Origin of the sequence: Paraburkholderia phenoliruptrix (assembly GCF_019511605.1) — a bacterium.
GTDB lineage: Bacteria > Pseudomonadota > Gammaproteobacteria > Burkholderiales > Burkholderiaceae > Paraburkholderia > Paraburkholderia phenoliruptrix_A.
On sequence record NZ_JAEUAV010000005.1, the window covers coordinates 54000 to 71374 of the forward strand.

At 64.6% G+C, this 17375-nt stretch carries 13 protein-coding genes; 2 read left to right on the forward strand and 11 right to left on the reverse strand.

The annotated features are described in order from the left end of the window. Positions 1–7 precede the first annotated feature (7 nt). The 9 genes from JNB89_RS09380 to JNB89_RS09420 all read right to left on the reverse strand — a co-directional run bounded on the left by JNB89_RS09380 (position 8) and on the right by JNB89_RS09420 (position 12018). Positions 8–1237: a glycosyltransferase family 4 protein gene (locus JNB89_RS09380; RefSeq protein WP_220362016.1), complete on the reverse strand. Its 1230-nt coding sequence runs from the start codon at positions 1235–1237 to the stop codon at positions 8–10. Continuing rightward, entirely contained in the window at positions 1234–2757 is a 1524-nt protein-coding gene (locus tag JNB89_RS09385) for a glucose-6-phosphate isomerase (protein WP_220362017.1), read from the reverse strand. Before JNB89_RS09385 ends, JNB89_RS09380 begins: the two co-directional genes overlap by 4 nt. A gap of 3 nt (positions 2758–2760) precedes the next feature. Next, a complete protein-coding gene (locus JNB89_RS09390; protein ID WP_220362018.1) occupies positions 2761–3942 on the reverse strand; it encodes a glycosyltransferase in 1182 nt (393 codons plus the stop codon). A gap of 74 nt (positions 3943–4016) precedes the next feature. Next, a complete protein-coding gene (locus JNB89_RS09395) occupies positions 4017–4949 on the reverse strand; it encodes a glycosyltransferase family 2 protein (RefSeq protein WP_135893647.1) in 933 nt (310 codons plus the stop codon). A 71-nt stretch (positions 4950–5020) separates the two neighbouring features. Then, positions 5021–7219, reverse strand: coding sequence for a polysaccharide biosynthesis tyrosine autokinase (locus tag JNB89_RS09400; RefSeq protein WP_135893676.1), 2199 nt, complete (start codon positions 7217–7219; stop codon positions 5021–5023). 43 nt (positions 7220–7262) lie between these two features. Further along, entirely contained in the window at positions 7263–8480 is a 1218-nt protein-coding gene (locus JNB89_RS09405) for a polysaccharide biosynthesis/export family protein (RefSeq protein ID WP_135893646.1), read from the reverse strand. Next, positions 8474–8914 carry an exopolysaccharide biosynthesis protein gene (locus JNB89_RS09410; RefSeq protein ID WP_013339245.1) on the reverse strand — a complete coding sequence of 147 codons (441 nt, stop codon included), beginning with the start codon at positions 8912–8914 and terminating at the stop codon, positions 8474–8476. Before JNB89_RS09410 ends, JNB89_RS09405 begins: the two co-directional genes overlap by 7 nt. Positions 8915–9140: 226 nt before the next feature. Beyond that, on the reverse strand, positions 9141–10589 hold the full coding sequence (locus JNB89_RS09415) for a UDP-glucose dehydrogenase family protein (protein WP_135893645.1): 1449 nt from the start codon (positions 10587–10589) through the stop codon (positions 9141–9143). Between the two features lie 31 nt (positions 10590–10620). Further along, the gene (locus JNB89_RS09420; protein ID WP_135893644.1) at positions 10621–12018 is read right to left on the reverse strand and encodes an undecaprenyl-phosphate glucose phosphotransferase; all 1398 of its coding nucleotides are present in this window, start codon (positions 12016–12018) and stop codon (positions 10621–10623) included. 135 nt (positions 12019–12153) lie between these two features. On the opposite strand from JNB89_RS09420, the gene JNB89_RS09425 reads away from it, so the two are divergent. Beyond that, positions 12154–12411, forward strand: coding sequence for a hypothetical protein (locus tag JNB89_RS09425; RefSeq protein ID WP_220362019.1), 258 nt, complete (start codon positions 12154–12156; stop codon positions 12409–12411). Positions 12412–12687: 276 nt separating this feature from the next. Further along, a complete protein-coding gene (locus JNB89_RS09430; protein WP_013339242.1) occupies positions 12688–14253 on the forward strand; it encodes a mannose-1-phosphate guanylyltransferase/mannose-6-phosphate isomerase in 1566 nt (521 codons plus the stop codon). A gap of 147 nt (positions 14254–14400) precedes the next feature. Here the strand turns inward: JNB89_RS09430 and JNB89_RS09435 are convergent, their stop codons facing one another. Together JNB89_RS09435 and JNB89_RS09440 are read right to left on the reverse strand one after the other, a co-directional pair. Continuing rightward, positions 14401–15966: a transposase gene (locus tag JNB89_RS09435; RefSeq protein ID WP_220362020.1), complete on the reverse strand. Its 1566-nt coding sequence runs from the start codon at positions 15964–15966 to the stop codon at positions 14401–14403. Positions 15967–16615: 649 nt separating this feature from the next. Further along, on the reverse strand, positions 16616–16912 hold the full coding sequence (locus JNB89_RS09440) for a YciI-like protein (protein ID WP_220362021.1): 297 nt from the start codon (positions 16910–16912) through the stop codon (positions 16616–16618). Positions 16913–17375: the final 463 nt, after the last annotated feature.

Here is a 17375-nt window from a genome sequence, read left to right on the forward strand (position 1 = left end):
CATTCAGTCATTCCACGCTGTTGTGCCCGGCTAGCGTGTTCAGCGTCAACGCGTCGGTCTTCGCGACCACCGCGGCCTCCGCCTCGCTGCGCCGGCGGTTCTTCTGCTGCCCTTCGAGCTGCCGATAGAGCGCGATGTATTGCGCGGCCATGCGCGCCCAGCCAAAGCCGGTCGCAAGCTCGCTCGCGGCCGCGCCCATCTTGCGGCGGGCGGCGTCGTCGGCGGCAAGGCGCGCCACTGCGGCGGCGAGCGCCTGCGGGTCGTCCGGATCGTCGAGCACGATCCCGCAATCCCGCGTGATGATCTCGGCGCCGCCCGCCGTGCGCGCGGTGACGACCGGCAGCCCGGCCGCCATCGCTTCGAGCAGCGACAGGCTCATGGCCTCGTAGCGCGACGGAAAGACGAACGCATCGACGGAATGCATCAGCACCGGCATTTCCTTCACGAGCCCGAGAAAGTGCACGCGCTCTGCAATACCGAGCGCCTTCGCTTCGTCGGGGTACGGGCTGCCCGGCAGAAAACCGGCCACCGCGATATGCACGTGTTCCGGCAGATGCCTGAGCGCGGCGAGCACGGTGCCGAGGTTCTTGCGCGGCGTGCGCAGATCGCCGACGAACAGCAGCAGAAACGCATCCTGCGGCAGGCCGAATTTCGCGCGGTCGCCGGTGGCCGCCGCGAAGCCGCGCGTATCGACGCCGTTATAGATCACGTCCACGCGGTTTTCCGGCGTCAGGCCGATTGCGCGGATTTCGTCGGCGACCTTTTGCGAGACCGCCGTGATGACCTTGGAGCGCCGGTATGCCCAGCGCTCGAAAAACGCGTTGCAGCGCGTGTAGATCGACTGATACGCGGACCACACGCCCTTGGTGAGGCCGAATGGGTAGTACTTGCTGCCGAGCCAGCCGCTGTGCACGAAGTGCGACGTGTTGACGTCGGCAGGCATCCACGTGATGAAGCCGTTCACGTGCAGCACGTCGTATTCGCGGCGATGCGCGCGCAGCCAGAGCGCGCTTTTCAGCGCGAACACCTGCTGGCGCAGCAGATTGGTGGGCCACCAGCGGCCGATTTTGATCGGCACCCAGCGGACATTCGGATGAACCAGCAGGTCGGGCGCCACGTGCGAGGCGATCAGCGTGACGCCGATGCCCTCGTCGAGCGCCGCGCGCGCGATCTCGTGGTTGACGCGCCCCTGGCCGTCGTTATGGCGCACAACGTGCGTGACAATGGCGACTCTCAATCAGTGCCTCCGTGAAAAATTGGCATGCGCGATGACGCGCTCGCGCGGTTGAGCTTTTCGTAATGCACCGCGGACAGAATCGAAAAAACGCTCGTGAAAAGCAGCAGCCCGCCCGTGCCGACCAGCGAATTGGTGAACACCAGCATCGCGAAAGTGGCAAGACACAGGCTCAGGCAGGCCGACACGTACTTGTCGCTGCGCAGCCGGAACGACGCGAGCACGGCGCGCGTGAGCAGCCAGACAATGCCCGACATGTAGAGCAACGTGCCGGGCCAGCCGAGCACGAACGGTATGTTCATCACCCCGCTGTCGAAGTTGCCGTACTGGCCGAGTTGACCGCCGTCGTTGGACAGCTTGGTCGACGTGCCGGTGGCGCCCATGCCTTCGCCTGCGACATCGGTGAAGGCGGTCTTCGCGAAGGTCGCGTAAAACTCGTTGCGCGCCGCGTAGCTCTGGTCGTCGTTCAGATTGACGATGGTGGACAGGCGCGCCTGCATCCGCTCGGCCACCGGACCGACGGCGAGCAGCGGCACGCACAGCCCCGCGAGCAGCACCGCGCTCGCGACGATACGCACGCGCACCTTGTTGTTCGACTTGACCAGCTGGATCAGCAACGCGATAACCCAGCCGCCCCACGTCGAGCGCACGAGGCTCAACGCAAACGAGAAGAAGCCGAGCGCCGCGGCGACCCAGCGCACGCGGTGGGTGGCGGCCATCACGTAGACCATCGCGCCCATCATCGCGAACGCGAACGGTCCGGACGAATTCATCGTGCTGAACACGCGCACGCCCATCGGCACCGCGTCGCCCTGCGAGTTCATCTGCGAGCCGAGCATCCACAGCGCGTCCCACTGCGGCATGATGAAGAACTGGATCAGCCCGTAGCCGCCCATCACCAGCATGCCCCAGATGAACGTGTTGACGACGGTGTCGCGATACTCGGGATACTGGCGCGTATGCGCCATGATGTGAAAGCCGATCAGGATCGGATAGAGCCAGTTCGCGAGGTCGTAGGTCGCCGCGAGCGGGCCGCTCGAGACCACGCCGACGAGATACGCATAGATCAGTCCCAGCAGGATCAGCAGTACCGGCAGGCCGCGCCGCTGGCCGAGCAGCCGGTAATAGCGCAGCAGCGAGAGCGCGCTGATCATCGTGACCGCGAGCGGCGCGACCTGGATCAGGCTGGTGGGCGTGAACGATCCTTTGGACCAGTCGGCGAGGCGGCGCACTTCCGGGCTCAGGAACCACAGCCACCACATGAAGCCGATATAGCGCGCCGGGCTCTTGAAGTAGAGCCACAGGCCCGTGAGAATCGCAAGCAGCGGAAAGGCGAGCGTGAGCACCGTGCCCTGATGCGCGACGATCAGCATCGCGGTGATCAGCCACAACAGGGCGGCCGGCAGCCACTCGCGCCGGCCGCGCGACGCGCGTGCCGGGCGCACGCCGGGCAGGCCCGGCACGCCACCGGCGCCCGGCATGCCGGGCGCGGGCGGAACACCGGCTCGGGAAAGCGTGACCATCGCTCAGAGACCTCCGCGCGATTCCGGCGCGGCGCCGGGCTGCGCGGGGCCACGCGCGGCCTCGTCCGCGTCCTCCTCAGACACGCCGCGGCCGCGCGCAAGCGCCCGCGCACGCAGCATGTCCTGCGTGATGCGCACGTGCTGCATCGCGTAGTGCTCGGTAGTCAGCTCGCGCGCAATGAGACCCGCGGCGGCCGCCTGCGCCTGGCGCAGCGCTTCGAGCGGCGCGCTGGCGAGGCGATCGACCGCGTCGCGCAAAGCCTGCGGGTTGAACGGCGGAATGTAGCTCGCCTCGCTCGCCGGAAAATAGTCCTGCAGCGCGCCGACGTTGGTCACGACCATCGGCTTGCCGACCGCCGCCGCTTCCAGCATCACCGTAATGCCGGAGGCGTGCGTGTTCGGCCGCAGCGGCACGACGATCACGTCGGCCCAGTCATACAGCTCGTGCTGTTTCCTGATTCCCGAAAAGAGCGCGATTTCCACGTTCGGCGCGCGCAGCGAGGCGGGAATCCGCCGGCGCGTGGCGAGCTTCACCGTGTAGCGCGCGTCGTGGCCGAACGCCTTGATGAGCGTCTCCCAGTCGCGGTCGCGGTCGTTGCCGATCGCAGCGATGCGGATCGGCGAATGCGGCTTCCACTCGGTGGGCGCCTTCACTGGAAAGTCGCGTGTATTCAGGCCGTACAGCAAGGGCTTCGCGTCGCGATTGAAATAGCGCTTGCAGAGCGCGGCGTTTTCGCTCGCGAGCGTGGTGAGCTGGTCGGCGCGCGTCATCAGCTTGCGATACAGCCAGCTGCGCACGATGCCGTATGAAGGCCACTTGTCGAGCAGCCACACGCTTTGCGCGAGCAGCAGCGGCGACGCGTTCGCGCCGGCCTTCCTGCCGCACAGCAGCAGCATCAACGCAGCCGACAGCCATTCCTGTTCGGTGTGCGTCCAGATCACGTCCGAGCGCAGCATCTCAGCGCGATTGCGCCACGTGTGAATGAAGTCGAAGCCGAGCGCCGCCTTCAGCGCGCGCCGCACGAGCCGCACCGGTTTGCTTTCGCGCGCGTCCTTCGAATAGGTGAGCGCGAAGGCGTCCGATTCGGCGTGGTGATAGCCGTACAGGCAGCCGATGTTGTCGCCCTGTCGATAAAAACGCGGATCGGCGCCGTAAAACAGATGAACGTGGACCTTCGTTGTCATGCACAGACTCCCTTGCCGATGCTGTAGCGTGTTGACACTGCATGCCGCTCGCGCCCGTTGCGGTAGCCGCCTCGTCAGGCGGTGCGCGAGAGCGCGCGGCGCGCCTCGTGCGCGCCGCTGCGCACCGCCCGCCAGCGCGACAGCTTCAGGCGCGCCTCTTTGGACAGCAGACCGAGCACCGCATGCGTGAGGCCCGGATACACCCGCGTGCCGACGAGCGTCCACCACCACCACGCGGTTTCGCGGCGCAGCGGCGGCAACTGGTCGCGCAGGATCAGATGGAAGTTGAACGCGGCGTTGCGCAGCGCCGCCATGGTCTGCGCGTCGCGGCGGTCGTCGTCGAAACGCTCCGCGGGGAAATGATCGACCGCGACGCGCGGGTCGTACATCAGCTTCCAGCCGGCGTTCTTGACGGCGAGACTGAACGCCATGTCGTTGTGAACCTGAGCGCCCGCGCCGCGCAGCCGTGCATCGAAACGGATGTTGCGCACCGCCTCGCGCCGGTAGCTCATGTTGGCGCCTTTCAGAATGTCGACTTCGCGTGCGCCGCCCACGCCGAGATGGTGGTTGCCGATGATCTTGCCGTGCGCCGTGACCTTGCCGACGAGCTCACGTTCGCCGTCGAGCACGCGGCCTTTTTCGTGCACCCAGTCGCGCCCGCCGAGCGCGCCGAGGCGCGCGTCGCCTTCGAACGCGGCGGCGATGCGCTGTACCCAGTCGGGATGCGGCGCGGCGTCGTCGTCGGTGATGGCGATCACGTCGCCGCTCGCCGCGTCGAGTCCGCGATTGAGCGCCGCGACCTGGCCGGGCACCTCGACGAGCGCAACCGACAGCGGCAGCTTGCCCGGCACCGCCGGGTCGCGCAGGCAGGTGTGGGTCGCCTCGTCGTCGGCGCGCGCCACCACCACGACTTCATCCGGTGCGCGCGTCTGTCGTTGCAGCGCCGCGAGGCAGCGCGCGAGATCGGCCGGGCGGCGGTATGTCGGAACCAGTACCGTCACTTTCATTGCGATGTCCTTGTTGCGATGTCCTTGATTGTTTCAGCGGGCGCCATGCGCCCCCCTCTTCACTCAGGTGCTCAGGTGCTCAAATATTCCTGGACCGCTGCGTAGCTGCGGTCGTAGCCGCCGCGAGCCCGCGCCGGCATGCCGTTGAAGATGCCGCCCTGCACCTGCACGCCGGCCGCGCGCAGGCGCTTGAGCGCGTCGATGATTTCGCCTTCGCTGTGCATGCCCGAGCGCATTACGAAGAACGTCGAGCCGGCATACGCGCCGATAATCGACGCGTCGGTCACCGCGAGTACCGGCGGCGTGTCGATCAGGATCACGTCGTAACGCTTCGCGAGACCGTCGAGGTATTGCGGCAGCCGCGGCGACATCAGCAGCTCGGACGGATTCGGCGGACGGCGCCCGCATGAAATGAAGCTGAGGTTCTCGGTTTCGGAGGTACGGATCGCCTCTTCGAGCGAGATCTGGCCGCTCAGCAATTCGGACAGGCCGTTTTCCTGCGGGCCGCCCAGATAGCGTTCCAGCACGCCGCGCCGCATGTCGCCGTCGATCATCAGGACGCGCTTGCCCGAATGCGCGAGCAGCACGGCGAGGTTGACCGTGAGGAAACTCTTGCCGACGCCCGCCATCGGGCCGGTGAGCATGACGATGCGGTTTTTCGCGTCCATCAGCGTGAACTGCATCGAGGTGCGCAGGCTGCGCAGGCTTTCCACCGTGACGTCCTTCGGCCGCGCATTCGCGAGCACCGAGCGCAGGCGCTCGCCGCCGCGCTGCAAGCCGTTCTCGAGCAGCGCCTGTTCCGAGCTCAGCGGCACGAGCCCGAACACCGGCAGATGGAAAGCACGCTCGATATGCTCCGGATCGTCGATGCCCTTGAACATGTTGCGGCGCAGGAACACAAAGCCGGTGCCCGCGATCAGCCCGAGAATCGTCGCGGCGGACAGGATCAGCGCCTTTTTCGGCTTGACTGGCGAGCCCGGACGCAACGCGGCGTCGACGATATGCACGTTGCCGCCGGTGCCCGCCTTTTGCACCGACAGTTCCTGCACGCGATTGAGCAGCAGCACGTAGATGTCTTCCGCGACCTTCGCGTCGCGCTGCAATTGCACGGCTTTCACTTCGGTGGCCGGCAGATCGCGGAAACGGTCTGCGTATTTCGCGCGCTGTGCCTGCAACTCGGCCATCTGTTCGCGCGCGGCCCTGAGCATCGGATGGTCGTCGCCGTAACGCTCGGTGAGCTGCGCCATCTGCAGGCGCAAGCCGGCAATCTGCTGCTCGTACTGCACGCTGCCTTCGAGGTAGACCTTGGCCTCCTCGCTCGCATTGATGGAGCCGGACTGGCGCTGATACGCGGTGAGCGCGGCCTCGGCGCGCTCGAGGTCGGCCTTCAGGCGCGGCTCTTCGCTCTTCAGGAAGTCGAGCATCTTGCTCGCGTCGGCCTGCTTGTTCGAAATGTGCTGACGCACATACGACTGCGCGAGCGCATTGGCGACGAGCGCGGCGTGCTCGGGGTTCTTGTCCTCCAGCGAGATCTGGATCACACCGGTCTGCTTGCCCTGCTCCTGCACGCTGATCGCCGACTGGAACGCGCTGATCGCGTCGAGGTCGTTCGCGCGGATCACGGTGAACTCCTCGCCCGGACGCGCCACCAGCTTGTTGACAAGCATGGTCACGCCGCCGCCCTGGGCCTGCTGGCCGACCTGGCCGCGCAGCAGCAGCGCGCCGTTCTCCGCATACAGCTCGTAACGGCCGCCGTCGAGCGCCTTCATGGTCAGCTTCTGACCTTCGAGCGCGGGCAGCACGTCGATCGAAGCGACATCGGCCACTTCGCCGCCCCATGCATACGACGTCAGCCCGAGCCACGGACGCGCCAGCTCGCCGGGCGTCGCGACGCGCGCCGCGATGCTGCCGAGCAGCGGCACCGTCTTGGGCGTGACGCTGAAGTTCAGCTTCATCTGCTCGACGACAGGCGCGACCACGCCGCGGCTCTTGATGATTTCGATTTCGGCGTCGGTCGGCAGCGACCCGGAACCGGAGTTGATCGCCGCGCCGGTCTGCGTCTGCGTGAGCGCCTGCGACGTGTTGTCGGCCTGCTCGACGCGCACGTGGGCATCGGCCGAGTAGATCGGCTTGGCGAGCACGCAGTAGGCGCCCGCTATCGCGACGACCGCTGCCGCGATGGCGATGAGCCACCAGATGTCGTCGATGATCACCTGCACCAGTTGCCCGAGGACCACGTCCTCTTCTTCGGTCCTGAGCGGACCGGCCATGTGTGGAGAAATTTGATTGCTCACAATTCGATCCCGGGTCTGGTTAGCGCGTCAGTTGTTTCAGGTAGAACAGCGTCTGCACGCTCGGCAACACCTGCTGCAACACGCGGTTGAACGTGGTCGACGCGGCGGTGCCCACATACACGACGTCCATCGGCTGCAACTGGAACTGCGCGGACAGCATGATTGCGTCGGGCTGCGTCATGTCGAGGCGGTACACGTCGGGCGTGGTCGGATGCTCGCGCATGCCGCGCATCACGAAGATCTGGCGCGGGTTCGCGTCGGTGTCGAGAATGCCGCCCGCCTGGGTGAGCGCGTCGGCAATCGTCAGGCGGCCTTTGAGCATCGGCACCTGGATCGGTGTCTTCACCTCGCCCATCACGAAGATGCGGCTGTTGCTCCGGTCCGGCACGTTGATCACGTCGCCGTTTTGCAGCATCACGTTCTGCGTGGTGTCGCCGCTGTCCAGCATGCGGTTCGCGTCGAGCACGTAGAGCTTGTTGTTGCGCGTAAGGCGCACGCGCTGGATGTCGGCGTCGGCGGTCGTGCCGCCCGAGCGCGTGAGCGCGTCGACGAGCGTGAGCGGCACGTCGCTCACGGCGAGCGGGCCCGGCGTCTTCACTTCGCCGGTGACCTGCACTTTCTGGCCGCGATACGACAGCACGCGCACGTCCACCTGCGGATTGCGGATATAGCGCACGAGGCCGCTTGCGAGCTGATCGCGCAGCTCGCCGACGGTCTTGCCCGCGGCCCTGATGCGGCCGACGAACGGGAAATAGATGGTGCCGTCCGCGGCAATGGTCTGCCCGTACGGATCGGCCTGACCCGGCAGCGCAGCCGTGTACGGCTGCTGCAACGCGCCCGCGATGGTCTGCGTGCTGGTGCCGCCCGCCGACAGCGTGCTGCCCTGCGGCGTGGTCAGTTCAGGGTGATCCCACACGGTAATGCCGAGAATGTCCTGCGGCGAGAGCCGGTAGACGTATTGCGACGGATCGGCGAACGCCGAGGTGGGAAGCGGACGCGGCGGCATGTTCGCCTCGGCCTGAGCCTGGGCGGCGACCACGCTTGCGTCGATCACGTGGACCGGATAAGTCTCGGCGGCCTGGCTCTGGTGCTGGCCGTCGTCTTTCAGGCGCGACGTATCGAGGTAATTGCCCGGTGCGGTTGCGCAGGCCGACAGAAAGGACGTCAGCAAAAGCGTGGCGGCAAGCTGCGCGCGCACGCGTGTGAAGGAGTGTGTAGCGAGTGTTTTCGTCAGCATATTTTTTTCAGCCATCCCATGACCAGATGTTCGATGAGCACGAGACTCTCCCGATAAGCGGATTCCTCGCCGCCGTGCGGGTCGGCGACGTCGCAGACGTCTTCCCACTTGCCCAGCGGAAAAACCTTGCCGCGCGAAGCCGGATCGAGCGCTTCGACCTCGCTCACCTGCGCGCGCTCGCTCACGAGCACGAGATCCGCGGACCGCACGAGCTGCCGGTCCAGACGCCGCGAGTGATGCGGACCCGAGGCGACGCCGCGCTCGGCGAGCAGGCGCCGCATGAGCGGGTCCATGCGCTGGCCGTTCATCGCACGAATGCCTGCCGAATGGAACGCGATGGACGACGCCGCTGCGTGACGCGCCTTGAACAGCATTTCGGCGGCGGGCGAACGGCACACGTTGGCGTGGCAGACGATCAGAACGTTGGCGAACATGGCGGGCTCCCGGTGTGGCTCCTTGTTAGGCGCGGCGCTTTCGTGCGCGCGCGCTTGCAGGTACGGTTCAGTCGACATTGGGCGTCCACCCCGGCCCTGGTCCTGACAACGAACTCGCAGGCGTGCCTGAGAGCGGACCCGAAAGGCGACATGAAGGCGACATGAAGGCGACATGAAGGCGGCATGAAAGCGCATCTGCAAGCGGCGCGCGCAGCAACCTGGCAGCTCAGTGGCCTGCCTGGGCCGCAGCGAGCGCAGCGGGCTCGATGACCGGCACGCCGTTTGTGCCGACTCTGGCGGGCGCATTGCGCAGCGCATGCTGCCGCCCGATCGCGTGATATTCGATGCCGAGTTCGAGCAATGCATCAGGCTCGTACAGGTTGCGGCCGTCGAAAATGAGCGGCGTTTTCAGCATGGTTTTCAGCGCGGCGAAGTCCGGGCTCTTGAAGACTTTCCACTCGGTCAGGATCACGAGCGCGTCGGCGCCCTCGGCTGCTTCCATCTCTTCGTTCACGAACTGAAGCCGCGCGTGCTGCTGCGGCACCTCTTTGAGGTCGAGCGCGAATACGCGCTTCGATTCGTCTATCGCGACCGGGTCGTATGCCTTCACGCGCGCACCACGGCGCAGCAGTTCCGCGATCAGCGGGCGGCTGGGCGCTTCGCGCATGTCGTCGGTATTCGGCTTGAATGCGAGACCCCACACGGCGAACGTGCGATCCGACAGATCTTCGCCAAGACGCGCGACGATCTTCTGCCCGAGCACCTTCTTCTGCGTGTCGTTCACCGCTTCCACGGCCTCCAGAATGCGCAGGTTCGCGTTGTGATCGGCGGCCGTGCGGATCAGCGCCTGCACGTCTTTGGGGAAGCACGAACCGCCGTAGCCGCAGCCCGCATACAGGAAGTCGTAACCGATGCGCGGGTCCGAACCGATGCCGCGGCGCACCGCCTCGATGTCCGCACCGACGCGATCGGCGAGGTTCGCAAGCTCGTTCATGTACGAGATGCGCGTGGCGAGCATGGCGTTCGCCGCGTATTTGGTGAACTCCGCCGAGCGCACGTCCATGTACAGCGTGCGTTCGCGGTTGCGATTGAACGGCGCGTAGAGACGCTTCATCAACTCGCGCGCCTTTTCGCCGGGCACGTCGTCATCGCAGCCGAGCACGATGCGGTCGGGTCGCGTGAAATCTTCCACCGCGGCGCCTTCCTTTAGGAACTCGGGGTTCGAGACGACCGAGAACATGTGATTCAGGTTGCGCGCCTGAAGCTCCTGCGCGATCACTTCACGCACGCGCGAAGCCGTGCCGACCGGCACCGTCGACTTGTCGACGATCACCTTGAAGCCCGTCATATGGCGGCCGATGTTGCGCGCCGCGGCGAGCACGTATTGCAGATCCGCCGAGCCGTCTTCGTCCGAGGGCGTGCCCACCGCGATGAACTGGATGTCGCCGTGCGCGACCGCCGCTTGCACGTCGGTGGAAAAGGTCAGGCGCCCGGCCTTGCGGTTGCGCGCAATGATCTCCTGCAGACCCGGTTCATGAATCGGCACACCGCCGCCGTTGAGCACGTCGATCTTGCGCCGATCGACATCGAGACAGAACACGTCGTGGCCGATGTCGGCCAGACAGGCGCCCGTCACGAGGCCCACGTAGCCACTACCGATGATCGTCAGGTTCATGTATTACCTCGCAGGAAATTTGAGTGGGTGTTCAATATGCATTGCTGCCGACAAAGCCCTTCCACAGCGTCAGCACGACGATCTTGATGTCGAGCCAGAAGGTCCAGTGCTGCATGTAGTACAGGTCGAGCTTCACGCGGCCCATCATTTTCTCGATGCGGTCGGTCTCGCCGCGGTAGCCGTTGATCTGCGCCCAGCCGGTAATGCCCGGCTTGATCCGGTAGCGATGCATGTAGCCTTTCACCAGATCCTTGTAGATGTCGTCGTGTTCCAGTGCATGCGGGCGCGGCCCCACCACCGACATCTCGCCGCGCAGCACGTTGATGAATTGCGGCAACTCGTCGAGGCTCGTGCGCCGCAGGAAAGCGCCCACCGCGGTAATGCGCGGATCGCGGCGCGTGGCCTGGGTAACCTTGCCGGCCTCTTCCTTGTGCACCCGCATCGAGCGGAACTTGTAGATCTCGAACTCGTGTCCGTCGATACCCTTGCGTTTCTGGCGGAAGAACACGGGACCTGGCGAACTCAGCTTGACGAGCACCGCGATCACCAGCATGACCGGCGCGAGCGCGGTCAGCGCGGCAAGCGCGAAGAGCCGGTCGAAAATGCGCTTGGGCAGCACGCGCAAATCGGTGATCGGCGAGGCGGCCAGGTTGATCGCCGGCACGCCGAGCAGTTCCACCATCGGCTGATTGAAAAGCGTGAGACTGCGTACATCCGGAATGAAGCGGATATTCACGAAGTCGTTGCGCAGATCCATCACAATGCGATGTATTTCCTTTTCCTTCGAAATCGGCAGCGCGAGCCACAACTCGCGAATCGCGCGCTGGCGCACGAGCTGGATCATGCGTTGATAGTCGCGCTCGACCGGCACGCCTTCTATCGCGTCGAGCGCGTCCGGGTCTTCGTAGTGGTTGATCGTGCCGTCCTCGTCGAATACGACGACGGGGCTAAAGCCCGCTTCGGGACGGCTGCGCATCTGCTGGATCAGAAAACGTCCATACGGCGCGCCGCCGACAATGGCCACTGCGCGCTGATTAAAGCCCTCGCGGCGCAGCCCGCGCAGAATGGAGTAGACGATCACCTTGGTCACGACCAGCAGCACGATAGTGGCAACCGCCCAATAGACGAGCCACAGCCGCGACAGGCTGTCGGCGCGATGCAGGCTGAAGCTGATCAGCACGCCGGTGACCTCGACCATGATCCAGCCGCCCGCGACTCGGCACAGCAGGTCGTAGAGCGGCTTGCCGCGCCACGACTGATAAATGCCGAGCGCGGGAAAGAACACGACCACGAGCAGCACGTCGAAGGCCAGCGACACGCTTTGCATATCGTCCAGCCACATCGTCTTGCCGCTGTGCACGGCCGCCGCAATGGCGGCGCCGAGCGCGACCATCGCGATGTCGATCAGTCTCGATAGAACGCTCAGCATGCGCTGCCCCTCAGTTCGTCAGTCAAGTGCCATCCCGTTGGTTAGGCGGCTGCCCGCTCGGTTGCTGTTCAAAAGAAGGCTCGCTCCCGCTCCGGCTGCGGCGCACGCAACGCCGGTAGCCGCGTCGGCAATTAATTGCCCGACGCGCAACCGATCAAAGCCGTGCCAATTGCAATTGCGCTTTCCGCCTTGCTGAACCGGTTGCTCGGCCGCCCGCGAAAAACGTGTCTCGGAATGAGTGAATGTCCTTCTACAGGCATCAATAAAGCGTTATTAAAATTCGCGCCGCAAGGACGCAAAAATCTCAAAATGTATCGGTCAAATGTGCCGATTTTTTTAACAATTTTGTGCGGCATTTGTTACCGGAAACGCCATCAAGCTGCTGCTTTTTAAGCGGATTTGCCGTAATTCGCGGGCCTGAGGGGCAGATTCGGGCGCGTGTCCCGGCGGGTTGTCAGTGTGCGTGGCTGCTTACAGGTGCGAGTAAAAAAAATTGGCGATTCTTTTTCGCCGTAATTTTTTGCTTTTAGAAATTCCCGGCGACATTTTTTGTTCATCCGGCCACTGTCTTTATCGCGCGCCTTATATAGTTTTCATTTAACGCGCTTTTATTGAATTCGAGGTTCATGATAAAACTCGACGCATTCAACCAGTCCCGAGGAGTTCATCATGACAGCTCCGGTTACGGCCACGTCCGCCGACACCCGGCCCACAGAAGCGCTCAGCGCGCACGTCAAACTGAAGGTGCATCCCGTGATCCTGGCGGGCGGCTCCGGCACGAGGTTGTGGCCGATGTCGCGCGAACAGCACCCCAAACAACTGATCGGTCTGCTAGGCGAAGAGTCGCTGCTGCAATCCACCACGCGTCGTCTCGACGGGCTCGAAGCCGGCTATCCGCTCACCGGCAAACTCGTCGTGGTGGCGAACGAGGAACAGCGCTTTACGACCGCCGAGCAGTTGCGCACCATCGGCAAGCCCACGCGCCTGATTCTCGAACCGGTGGGTCGCGATACCGCGCCAGCGCTGACCGTGGCCGCGCTGTCGGTCGCCGCGCAGGACGAGGACGGCATCATGGTGATCATGCCCGCGGACCACGCGGTGACCGACACCGAAGGGTTCCATGCGGCAGTGGCCGCTGGCGTGCAGCATGCGGCGGCCGGCCAGATCGTCACGATGGGCATTGTGCCGACGCGCGCCGAAACGGGCTACGGTTACATCCGGATCGGCGCGGCCATTGCAACGCCTGGTAATCCTGACGAAGCACAGGCTGCGGATCATGCGGCAAGCGCTGCCGCGCTCGCTGCGCACAAGCTGGACCGCTTTGTCGAAAAACCACATCTCGAGCTGGCGCAACGCTATGTCGAATCGGGCGAATACTGGTGGAACAGCGGCATTTTCATCATGCGTGCGTCGACGTGGCTCAAGGCGATCCGTCACTTCCAGCCGGCCATCTATGAAGCATGCGAAGCGGCCCACGCGGGCGGCAAGGCAGACGGCGACTTTTTCCGCCTGCAGCGCGACGCATTCGGCGCGTCGCCTTCCAATTCGATCGACTACGCGGTAATGGAGCAGCTCGGCCACGATCAGAGCGTCGCAGCGGGCGTCGTCGTGCCCTTGCAGGCGGGCTGGTCGGACGTGGGCTCGTGGGACGCGATCTGGGACATCTCCGACAAAGACGCGGACGGCAACGTGGGGCGGGGGCGCGTGATGTTCGAAGGAGCCTCCTCCACCTTCGCGCATTCCGAAGGACGCCTGATTGCCTGCGTGGGCACCCAGGACCTGGTGGTGGTCGAAACGGCCGACGCGATTCTCGTCGCGGACAAATCGCGCGTGCAGGACGTCAAGAAGATCGTGGGCCGCATCCGCAGCGAAGGCGGCCTCGAAGCGGCCAACCATCGAAAGGTGCATCGCCCTTGGGGGAACTACGATTCCGTCGACACGGGCGAGCGTTTTCAGGTGAAGCGCATTGTCGTCAAACCGGGCGCACGCCTCTCGCTGCAAATGCATCATCACCGCGCCGAACATTGGATCGTCGTGCGCGGCACCGCACTCGTCACGCGAGGTGAAGAGCGCTTTATCGTCTCCGAAAACGAATCCGCTTATATCCCGCTCGGTGTCACGCATCGTCTAGAGAACCCCGGCAAGATGCCGCTCGAAATGATCGAGGTGCAATCCGGTTCGTATCTCGGCGAAGACGATATCGTGCGCTTCGACGACACTTATGGGCGCCAGTAGCGGGTGCCAGTAACGTACACCGGTAAGTACCGCCGCTTGCGTCCTGAATCTGCTACGTCAGGTCGCTTGCAGGAATAGCGTTGTACTACAGCGAATGAAGCGGGAACCTGCGGCGGTTGCTCCGACAGCCGCGGGGTTACTGCGCGCTCATCCCGCGTGGGAGATGAGTTCTGTGTGCGACGGATAACGCTCTGCCTTGTCGCGTTCGGTTGCTGCAAGGGCTGCTGCTGCGTTGGCTGCGTTGGCCGCATTGACTATCGTCGCGGCAGCGGCCGGGCTGCTTGCTGCGTTCAGGTTCACTGCGCCCGTCAACGTCCCCGTCAACGTGCCGGTGAGTGCGCCAACGGGCGGCTCGCCCGTGTAACGACGCAGCGGGCCGCGAAACGCATTCAACGAACCATGCAACGGCGCGCCGTGATGCACGGCAACCTGCTCCGCCACATGACGCATGCCCGACATGTAACCGGCCTGCGGCGCGGCATAGGCCGCGTGAGCCGTCGATGCGGCCGATGCGCTCAGTGCACCCGGTGCAGCCGGCGCGGACCGGTGCAGCGGTACATGCATCGACATGGCGGGCGACTGCGGTGTGCGCAAGGGCAGCGCCGCCTCTGCAGTTTGCGTTGCCTGAACTGCTCGCGCGGCCGCCTGCGTCGCGCACTCGCGGTCGATCCACTGCGCTGCCCACTCGAACGCATAGTGCTCGGCGGAATCCGCGTCGGCGAAGCGCGGACCGACGAGACCGGAGCGCTCGACGCGCTTGCCGTCTTTCATGATTTCCGCCCATGCGCGATACATCGCATTGGGCACGCGCTCCGCGGCTACGTAGATCAGATAGCCATGACGTTCGGCCACCTGGCGGCCGCGCGGTGCGAGGCTTGACGACAGCGGGCTGCGCTGCAGCGCGTGTCCCGAGATTCCGCGCGCCGATGCAATGGCCGAGTCCAAGCCCTGCATGGCGGCACCGACTGCGCCCGCTTCGTTCATCGCGCGCAGGTCGGCGCGCAGCGGCGGGCGCGGTGCGTAAGCAACGGACGGCGTCGGCAAAGCCGGTGCGCGCGGCACGGGCGCATGCGCTGCATGGGTGAGATGGGCTGCGTGCGCAGACCGTTCGGCCGGGGCATCTTGCGTGGCTTGCGTGGCTTGCGTGGCTTGCGTGGCTTGCGTAGCTTGTCCCGCCGCGGACGCGCCATGGTCGAAGCCCGCCAGTTGACGCGTGATGTCCGCGATTGGATCAGCCGAGCGCCACGCCCGCAGCTGGGACGCCTGAGCCGGGTGCAGCGCGTTGGACGCGTTGCCGCCCGTGCCGGGCGCCTGCCATGATTCTGGGCTCTTCCACGATACGCCGCGCGGACTCTCGTCCCGCGCGCTGGGTGCTTGCGCAGCCGGCGTAGCGGGTTTGGCCGCGACGGGCGGCACCGGTTGAGGCACATACGCGAACTTGCGTCCGGTCTTGGACAGAAGCCGGACCATTTCGAGCAGCGTACCGTTCAGTTGCCATTCTTCGAAACGGCGCCGGCACGTGGGACCCGACGGATAGCGGCCCGGCAGCTTCGACCAGGGCTCGCCGGTAGTCAGGATCCACAACACCGCATTGGCCACCACACGTGGGTCGGCGCGGGGCCGCCCGCGTCGGTTCAGACGGACGGCCGGCTCATCGGAGACAAGCGCTGCCAGCAGCGCCCATTCGTCATTGCTTAGCTCATCGAAAAACATGGATTTTCTCCACGCAGCCTGGCCGGGCCGCGGCTTTGGGCGGACCACGGATTCAGCCTTCACGATCCGTGTGTCGCCCTCGGTTGCACAAATATGTCTTGTACGTTCTGTTGGCTGGTCACCGCCGCCCTGAGTCAGTGCGGTTTATCCCTATTGCGAAGCACAAAACGTGGTCTCACTCGTGCATGGGAGAATTGTGCACGAAGCATACCATCCCCAGGGTTTGCGTGAATATCGTTGAGACAAGTGTTACGGATAGAAACAAACTTGTGCTTTTCACTCCGTTAATTCACGTCATGCCGTAACGGAAATGCTTCCTGCGATAGCGCTGAAATTGTTATTGCATGCCGTAAGAGCCGGCAAATGGAGCGGCAAAAGCGCTGTGAATGTGCGCGTTGAATCGCGAGAAGCCGCACGGCAAAGGGCGCCGTGTCGCCTGAGCGGATTCGACAGCGGCCCTGGGCGATGATTCGGCCCGTTGCACGTCTGCGCGTCCTCGCGGTTTCGTTGCGCGCGCATCGAGTCGAGGGTGCCCAGGCACGATGACATGACTGTGGCAATGAGCAGCCGCGTCGTGCGCGCGTGACGCGGCTCGCGTCGAGTCGCGCGCCGGCTTTTGCCCGCTTTGCAGCGGGCCTCGCTGGAGTTCTTATCGGATTGGAGTGGTCGCGCCTTCGCCCACCACCGTGGTCCATTCGCGCACGCGCCAGCGCGCGACAAGCCCTGCCCGCACATAAGGATCGGCTTGCGCAAAGGCTTGCGCAGCCTGAGGAGTGTCGCCCTTGAAGAGCAGCACAGCCGTATCCACCGGATCGGTCAATGCGCCGGCAAGCATCAGTTCGCCGCGCTCCACTGCCGCCCAGGCGAGCTTCAGATGCGCGTCGCGATACTCGCCGCGCCGTTCCAGATAGTCCGGCACGAGGTCATAGGTCAATAGATAATGCATGAGAAAGTCCTCCTGGTTGGTTCAACTCTCCATACAGCACCGCAACGCCCGACGACGCACGGATACGACGCCCAGGCGAATTGCCGATTAAGGTTTTTTGGCAGGAATTTCCTTACGAATTGCCATTCATGTGCACTCGCAGCAATTTGGTGCGGCAATCGGGGGGCGCAGTGCCAATTTCAGCCTCCCTTTGTGAGCCCGCTCGACGAATTTCCGGCGGATTTACATCGCTCAATTTAATCTGCAATGCATAGCATGATTGCTTGTCCGCATTCACCCCGTCTGGCGGATGCCAATTCGGGCCGAAGCCGCTTCGTCAGGGAAAACGAGCGGGCGCGGATGTCAACGCGAACGCCCTCTTCACCGTTGATGCACACAGCATTTGCCATAATGGACTTGCCGAGGGCCGGTTGCCGTCGACGCCCACGCGCATCAAGACCACAACTACCCACAACGATGGAGT

Coding starts and splice junctions, on each gene's coding strand:
- JNB89_RS09385 (WP_220362017.1), bottom strand. CDS start 2,757: ATGGTCACGCTTTCCCGAGCCGGTGTTCCGCCCGCGCCCGGCATGCCG.
- JNB89_RS09390 (WP_220362018.1), bottom strand. CDS start 3,942: ATGACAACGAAGGTCCACGTTCATCTGTTTTACGGCGCCGATCCGCGT.
- JNB89_RS09395 (WP_135893647.1), bottom strand. CDS start 4,949: ATGAAAGTGACGGTACTGGTTCCGACATACCGCCGCCCGGCCGATCTC.
- JNB89_RS09400 (WP_135893676.1), bottom strand. CDS start 7,219: ATGGCCGGTCCGCTCAGGACCGAAGAAGAGGACGTGGTCCTCGGGCAA.
- JNB89_RS09405 (WP_135893646.1), bottom strand. CDS start 8,480: ATGCTGACGAAAACACTCGCTACACACTCCTTCACACGCGTGCGCGCG.
- JNB89_RS09410 (WP_013339245.1), bottom strand. CDS start 8,914: ATGTTCGCCAACGTTCTGATCGTCTGCCACGCCAACGTGTGCCGTTCG.
- JNB89_RS09415 (WP_135893645.1), bottom strand. CDS start 10,589: ATGAACCTGACGATCATCGGTAGTGGCTACGTGGGCCTCGTGACGGGC.
- JNB89_RS09420 (WP_135893644.1), bottom strand. CDS start 12,018: ATGCTGAGCGTTCTATCGAGACTGATCGACATCGCGATGGTCGCGCTC.
- JNB89_RS09430 (WP_013339242.1), top strand. CDS start 12,688: ATGACAGCTCCGGTTACGGCCACGTCCGCCGACACCCGGCCCACAGAA.
- JNB89_RS09435 (WP_220362020.1), bottom strand. CDS start 15,966: ATGTTTTTCGATGAGCTAAGCAATGACGAATGGGCGCTGCTGGCAGCG.
- JNB89_RS09440 (WP_220362021.1), bottom strand. CDS start 16,912: ATGCATTATCTATTGACCTATGACCTCGTGCCGGACTATCTGGAACGG.